This window comes from uncultured Senegalimassilia sp. (genome assembly GCF_934636665.1).
Classification (GTDB): Bacteria; Actinomycetota; Coriobacteriia; order Coriobacteriales; family Eggerthellaceae; genus Senegalimassilia.
Genome location: NZ_CAKUAT010000003.1, coordinates 142965 through 149274, shown reverse-complemented (window position 1 = coordinate 149274; position 6310 = coordinate 142965). Strand labels below are relative to the sequence as shown.

Annotated in this window: 6 protein-coding genes and 1 pseudogene; 5 read left to right on the top strand and 2 right to left on the bottom strand. The window is 62.0% G+C overall.

Going from position 1 to position 6310, the window contains the following annotated elements:
* A partial coding sequence (locus tag Q0G75_RS02035; protein ID WP_294417701.1) for a sugar nucleotide-binding protein occupies nucleotides 1-1197 on the top strand: 1197 nt, incomplete at its 5' end.
* Nucleotides 1198-1402: 205 nt separating this feature from the next.
* Here the strand turns inward: Q0G75_RS02035 and Q0G75_RS02030 are convergent.
* On the bottom strand, nucleotides 1403-2770 hold the full coding sequence (locus Q0G75_RS02030) for an IS3 family transposase (protein ID WP_294414775.1): 1368 nt from the start codon (nucleotides 2768-2770) through the stop codon (nucleotides 1403-1405).
* Between the two features lie 95 nt (nucleotides 2771-2865).
* Between Q0G75_RS02030 and Q0G75_RS02025 the strand changes: the two genes are divergently transcribed.
* From Q0G75_RS02025 to Q0G75_RS02010, 4 genes and pseudogenes are all read left to right on the top strand, one after another.
* Nucleotides 2866-3159 (top strand): transposase, encoded by a 294-nt coding sequence (locus Q0G75_RS02025; protein WP_294414776.1) that lies wholly within the window; start codon nucleotides 2866-2868, stop codon nucleotides 3157-3159.
* 78 nt (nucleotides 3160-3237) lie between these two features.
* Nucleotides 3238-3525 carry a transposase gene (locus Q0G75_RS02020; RefSeq protein ID WP_294414777.1) on the top strand — a complete coding sequence of 96 codons (288 nt, stop codon included), beginning with the start codon at nucleotides 3238-3240 and terminating at the stop codon, nucleotides 3523-3525.
* Between the two features lie 11 nt (nucleotides 3526-3536).
* Nucleotides 3537-4436: pseudogene (locus tag Q0G75_RS02015) on the top strand (IS3 family transposase); the annotation flags it as partial.
* A complete protein-coding gene (locus Q0G75_RS02010) occupies nucleotides 4408-5010 on the top strand; it encodes a transposase (protein ID WP_294414778.1) in 603 nt (200 codons plus the stop codon). The pseudogene Q0G75_RS02015 and the gene Q0G75_RS02010, both read left to right, overlap by 29 nt.
* 113 nt (nucleotides 5011-5123) lie before the next feature.
* Here the strand turns inward: Q0G75_RS02010 and Q0G75_RS02005 are convergent, their stop codons facing one another.
* Nucleotides 5124-6233 (bottom strand): glycosyltransferase, encoded by a 1110-nt coding sequence (locus Q0G75_RS02005; protein ID WP_294414779.1) that lies wholly within the window; start codon nucleotides 6231-6233, stop codon nucleotides 5124-5126.
* Nucleotides 6234-6310: the final 77 nt, after the last annotated feature.

Sequence of the window (6310 nt, the reverse complement as noted above, 5' to 3'; positions counted from 1 at the left end):
CGCCCGGGTAAGAGCTTCGGCGAGGTCTACACGTGCGTCATCGACCCCTCCAAGGCCATCTACGTGCCCCGCGGCGTGGGCAACTCCTTCCAGGCGCTCGAGGACGGCACGGCCTACACCTACCTGGTGAACGCTCACTGGTCCGCCGAGCTCAAGAAGACCTACACCTTCGTCAACCTCGCCGACCCCGGGCTCGGCATCAAGTGGCCGATCCCGCTCGACGAGTGCGAGCTGTCCGAGGCCGACAAGGCGCACCCCATGCTCAAGGATGCCGTCCCCATGGCGCCCCGCCGCACGCTCGTCACCGGCGCCAACGGCCAGCTCGGCCGCGCGGTGCGAGAGCTCGCCGAGGAGCGCGGCGTGGCGGAATCCTTCGATTTCGGCGACCGCGACGAGTTCGACTTCTCGGATCCTGCCGACTATTCCAAGGTCGATTGGACGCTCTACGGCACCGTCATCAACTGCGGCGCCTACACCGCCGTCGACGCCGCCGAGACCCCCGAGGGCCGCGCCGCCGCCTGGGCGGCGAATGCGCAGGGCCCGGCGCTGCTGGCCAAGGTTTGCGCCGAGCACGGCATAACGCTCGTGCACGTCTCCAGCGACTACGTCTTCGACGGCACGCGCGAGGAGCACGACGAGGACGAGCCCTTCAGCCCGCTCGGCGTCTACGGACAGACCAAGGCTGCCGGCGACATCGCCGTGGGCAACTGCCCCAGGCACTACATCGTGCGCTCCAGCTGGGTCATCGGCGATGGCAAGAACTTCGTGAAGACCATGGCGGCGCTCTCCGACCGCTGCGCCGACCCCGATGATTCGCTGAAACAAGTGACGGTGGTGGACGACCAGTTCGGCCGCCTCACCTTCACCCGCGACATGGCCGAGGGCATCTTCTGGCTGCTGGGTTACCGCGACGGCGAGAAGGGGCCGAACAGCCCGTGCGTCTACGGCACGTACAACCTCACCGGCTCCGGCAAGGTCGCCTCCTGGGCCGACATCGCCGCGAAGGCCTTCGAGCTGCGCAACGGCAACGCCGACGCCGTCAAGCCCGTCTCGACCGCCGAGTACTACGCCAGCGCCAAGGGCCCGATTTCACCTCGTCCCGTTCACTCGGCGCTAGGCCTGGGCAAGCTTCAGTCTGCTGGCTTTGAGCCCGATGATTGGAGCGAAAGGCTCTCTAGATATCTTGAGCAGATTTAGATTCAATTGCTCTCTTGAATGAAATGGGGCTGTATCAAAACTAGTGTTACAGCTCGGCCCGCCAAGATCGGAAAAGTCTTGGCGGGCTTTCTTTTTTCAGATTCCCCAGACAGCCTCCCCGCTGGTGTCGCAATAGCATAAAATGGCCTCTGACATGGGGATATGATAGAATAGGTAAGGGGATGCGGACATTTCCTTGGACCGGCTACGCCGCCAGCCCTAGGCTCCTGCGGTACTGCATCGGGCTCATCCAGCCCAGCTTCTCCTTCGGCCGCTCCTCGTTGTAGTATCTCAGATAGGCGTCGAGCATGCGGCAGAACTCGGGTGTCGTCACGCCCGACCAATCCCGATGGTGGAAGAACTCGTTCTTGAGCCTGCCGAAGAATCCCTCCATCGCCGAGTTGTCCGGGCTGCATCCCTTCTTCGACATCGACCTGGTCAGGTGGTTTTCGTCGCAGATCGCTATCCAGCCCGGCCAACGGTAGTGGCAACCGCGATCGGAGTGGGCCACGGGGCGCTGGCCCTCGCGGAGCGTGCCGCACGCCGCCTCGAGGCTGCTGTTGGCGAGCTCGGCGTCGGGCCTCGTGCCTATCGACCAGGCGGGCAGCCCTCCGTCGAAGCAGTCGAGGATCGGGGAGAGGTAGACCTTGCCGTCCGCCAGGCCGAACTCGGTGATGTCCGTGAGCCACAGCTCGTTAGGGGCGTCGGCACGGAAATCGCGGTTGACCAGGTTCTCTGGCGCATCGGATATCTCGCCTTTGTACGAGCTGTACTTCGCTTTCCTCTTCGCGTACACGACCGAAAGGCCCTCCTCGCGCATGATGCGCCGCACCACCTTCTCGGACGCCACCACCGGGTCGTCGCCCGACCGCAGCGCGTGCGTGACGTAGCGGTAGCCGCGCGAGGCGTTCGCGCCCTCGAACACCTCGCGCACGCGCGCCCGCAGCTCGGCGTACTTGTCCGGCCTGCAGAGCGCCGCTCGCTGGTACTCATAGGAGCTCTTCGATATCCTCAAGGAATCGGTGGGCTCTTTCAAGCTTCTTCCCGTCGTCGCCCGCAGCTCGTTTATGACCAGGGCTTTCTCCCTGTTCGTCATCGGGCTGGGGCTTTCGGCTTTTAAAACCTTCGCCGCCGCCCTCAGTATGTCGTTCTCGAGCTCGAGCTTGCGCACGCGCTCTTCCGGGCTTCCCTCGAAGCCGTCGTACGCCCTGTCGTCGGAATCTCTCATGGGTTCTATGGGGCTCCTGTCCGCCGCCGCGGGGCTCGGGTCTTCTGCGGCTCTGGCCCAATTGTAGACCACCGCGGCGCTCGACACACCCAGCATCTCGGCGACGTCCTTGCCGGCCATGCCCGACCTCACGAACGCCACGGCCTGCGCCTTCAGCGCCGGGTCGTAATGGCTCCAAGGCCTGCCGGCCCTTCTCTCGTGCGACGCATCGCGCCGGTTCGGCCAGTGGTACAGCGTCTGGCACGTGGGATATCCCAGCTTGCGCATCGCGCGCGTCACCGATCCGCCGCACTCCTCGACCATGTCGACGGCCCTGCGCTTCTGCTCGTCCGTGTAGCTTGGCATTCGCGAACTCCTAACCGGACCGACTCGGTCCAACTATTTGTCCGCATCCCCGTACCATAGAATATAGCCATCAGTTTCCCGGGTCAGGAGGACAGATGGCGAACCCGAAGTTCAAGCCCTGCATGCAGCACCAGCCCATGCTCTTCCCGCCCTCAGTCGAGGAGCTCATTCCCGAGGGCGCGCTCGTGCGCGTGGTGGACTCGATCGTGGACGGCATGGACCGCTCGGTCTTGGAGTCCGCCTACCCCGGCGGCGGCGCCTCGGCCCACGACCCGTCGATGATGCTCAAGGTCGTCCTGTTCTGCTACGCCAGCGGCATCTACTCCAGCCGCAAGATCGCGGCGGCCACCCGCGAGAACGTGAACCTCATGTGGCTCACCGGCATGTGAATCTGAATCTGCCCCATTCCCGTTGACAAGTCGATTTCCGTTTCGCATGATGCGGGCAACGGAGGATAGGAGGCAGATATGGGAGCCCCATCGCCAAGGTACACGGCAGAGTTTAAGCAGAAGGCCGTGGAGCTTTACAAGAAGTCTGGGACGACCTACGCGGAGGTGGCGCGCGGGCTGGGCTGCGACGCCGGAAGCCTGTCCGACTGGGTCAAGAAGGCCGACGCGGCCGATTGCGGGGCGGCCGACAACTCGTTCCAGATGGCCGAGGACCTGCGCAGGCTCAAGCGTGAGAACGAGCGGCTGAAGAGGGAGAACGAGATACTTTTAAAAGCGAGCGCCTTCTTCGCCAGCAGGCAGCTGTAGGAGGGTCGGCGAAGAGGGCGAAGTTCGAGTTCGTGTTCTTCAACGAGGGCAGGTGGCCGGTCTCGGAGATGTGCGCCGCGCTCAAGGTGACCCGTCAGGGCTACTACGCCTGGAAGAGTCGCCCGCTGAGCGCGCACGCGATGCGCGACGAGGAGCTCGCTGAATTGATTTCCCAGGTCAGGGCTGAGGTGCGCGGCATATACGGCGCGCCGAAGGCGTTCTTCGCGCTGAGGCGCATGGGCGTGCGCACGTCGATGAAGCGCGTGGCGCGCATCATGCGCGAACGCGGATGGCGCGGCGTTACGCGCGCGTGCGCCAAGCGCCCCTCGGGCGAGAAGCGCGCCGCCAAGCGCGAATCGGCCGAAGACCTGGTCAAGCGCAAGTTCAGCGCCGACGGCCCCAACATGGCGTGGTTCGCCGACATCACCTATGTGAAGACCCGGCAGGGCTGGCTGTATTTGGCGCTGGTGATGGACATATGGTCGAGGCGGATCGTCGGCTGGGCCATGGGCCCGAGCATTACGGCGGAGCTCGCCGACGAGGCGCTGAAGATGGCGCTGGCCAGGCGAAACAATCCCAAGGGATGCGTGCATCACTCGGATCACGGGGCCCAATACGTGTCGCTGCTGCTGTCCAAGACCATGCGCGAGCACGGAATCCGCCCGTCGATGGGCTCGATATCCTCGCCGTGGGACAACGCCGCCATGGAGTCGCTCATGGGCATCGTGAAGTCGGAGTGCGTGCACGCGCGGGTCTACGCCACGCGCGACGAGGCCGCGCTCGACATCTTCGAGTACATCGAGGTGGTGTACAACCGCGCGAGGACCCATTCGGCGCTGGGCTACATGAGCCCGGCCGAGTTCGAAGAGGCCAATTGGCCGGATGGCGAAGGCCGCCCAAGGGCGGCGTAAAAGGTGTCAATGGAATCGGGGTAGATTCAGATTCAGATTCACCTACGTCAAGCACGCCGAGTTCTTCCGCGAGTGCCGCAACAGGAAGTGGCGCGAGGACGAGATGAGGGTCGCCAACTGGGAATACGACGAGGCCGACGACGCGTACACCTGCCCGGAGGGCCGCACGCTCGGCCTCACCAGGGAGTTCTCGCGGGTGTCGGAGCTGGGCTACGAGAGCACGGTGCGGGTGTACGAATGCGCGGACTGCTCGGGATGCACGCGCAGGGAGAGGTGCTCGAAGTCGGAGGACCCGGACGCGCCTAGGCAGATTCAGGTGAACCCGACCCTGAACGAGTACAGGAGGCGCGCAAGCGAGATGCTGCGCACCGAGGCCGGGTCCGCCCTGAGGAAAAGGCGCTCCGTCGACGTGGAGACCGTGTTCGGCGACATCAAGCGGAACCTCGGGTTCAGGAGGTTCACGCTGAGGGGCCTCGAGAAGGTGACGCTCGAGTGGAGGCTGGTCGCCACCGGCCACAACATACGGAAGCTCTTCCTCGCAGAGTCGAGGAAGGCGCCGGGGGCCACGGCGTAGGACCGCCCCCTCTTTTTTCTTCTTATCGCTTCGCGGCGGCCGGCGCGGCCTCGGGATCTTGGGCACAAGAAAGGGGCTGTACCAAAATCACTTTTGATACAGCCCCATTGACTTTATTTTCCCTCACGTCGATTTCGTTTTGTTAGGTAGTTCTTCGTGGCAAGAAGTGTGTTGGTTACTCCGGTGTTTTTCAGATTGTAAATACCTTGCCCCAGCAAGCCTTTCATGTGAGGAAGCGGATTGATTTTCGGGCAGGGGATGCCTCTCAGATTTGCGTAAAGGCGCTTCATGCCCGGTGAGACCTCGTTGTCGGTAAACACCAGGTTTGCATCCATACGCTCGAACATGTGCTTTGCGGCCGCGCGAACGTCATCGTGGGCCAGGTCGACCTCTTCGATGATGCCGGACAGGTAGGTGAATCCGCGGCTGTTGTGAGCTCGCAGAATGCGTTCGTCAGTGACGTTCAACCGCTCGAGAACATCCATCATATCGTTCCAACGCTCAAGTGGCAGCAAAGTGTTCGTGTGGGCGAAGTTCTTCGATTTTTCCGGTGTTTCCTCGCGATAGCAGTAATATGCGGTGTCGAAGTAGCCGATACGGTCTGTTTGACACAGCGTTTCAACCAGGAATGGATTGTCGGCCCAGCCAGCACCAGGAATCTCTTTAAAGCGAATGCCATGATCGTCCAAGAATGATTTGCGATAGATGGCAGACCAGATAGATGGATGATGGCACAGCAGGTGCGCTGCATCGGCAATAGCAAAAGGCTGCTTTGCAGGATGGATGCGGTTTTTGTAGCTGCAGTTCAGCTTGCGCTGCTGTTTGGTGTCGGGCATCCAGATGCGCCAATACGGTGTTTTCACGATGTCGAGCGGCGTCCCTGCTTGAGCAAAACCGCTCTCAAAGGCAAGCATGTCGGAATACATGCCAGGTTCGATCCAGTCGTCAGGTTCCACAATGGAGATCCAGGTGCCAGTAGCTTCGGTTAGGCCTCGATTGCACGTGGCGCCATAACCTTGATTCTGCTTATCGATGATTTTGATACGGTTATCGTTGGCGGCATAGCGTTGCATGATGGAAAGCGAATTGTCGGTGCTGCCATCGTTGAGCAAGATGATTTCCAGGTTGTCGTACGTTTGCCCGACGATGCTGTCCAGGCATTGCTCCAGATAGGGGCCTGCGTTGTAAATCGGCACGATTATCGATACAAGCGATTCGCTCATGTTCGTCCTTTGGTTGATCTGGCGCCTGTGCTGTAAGCTGCGCCGTTATTTTGCCAAACTGTTCAAATCATAACGTA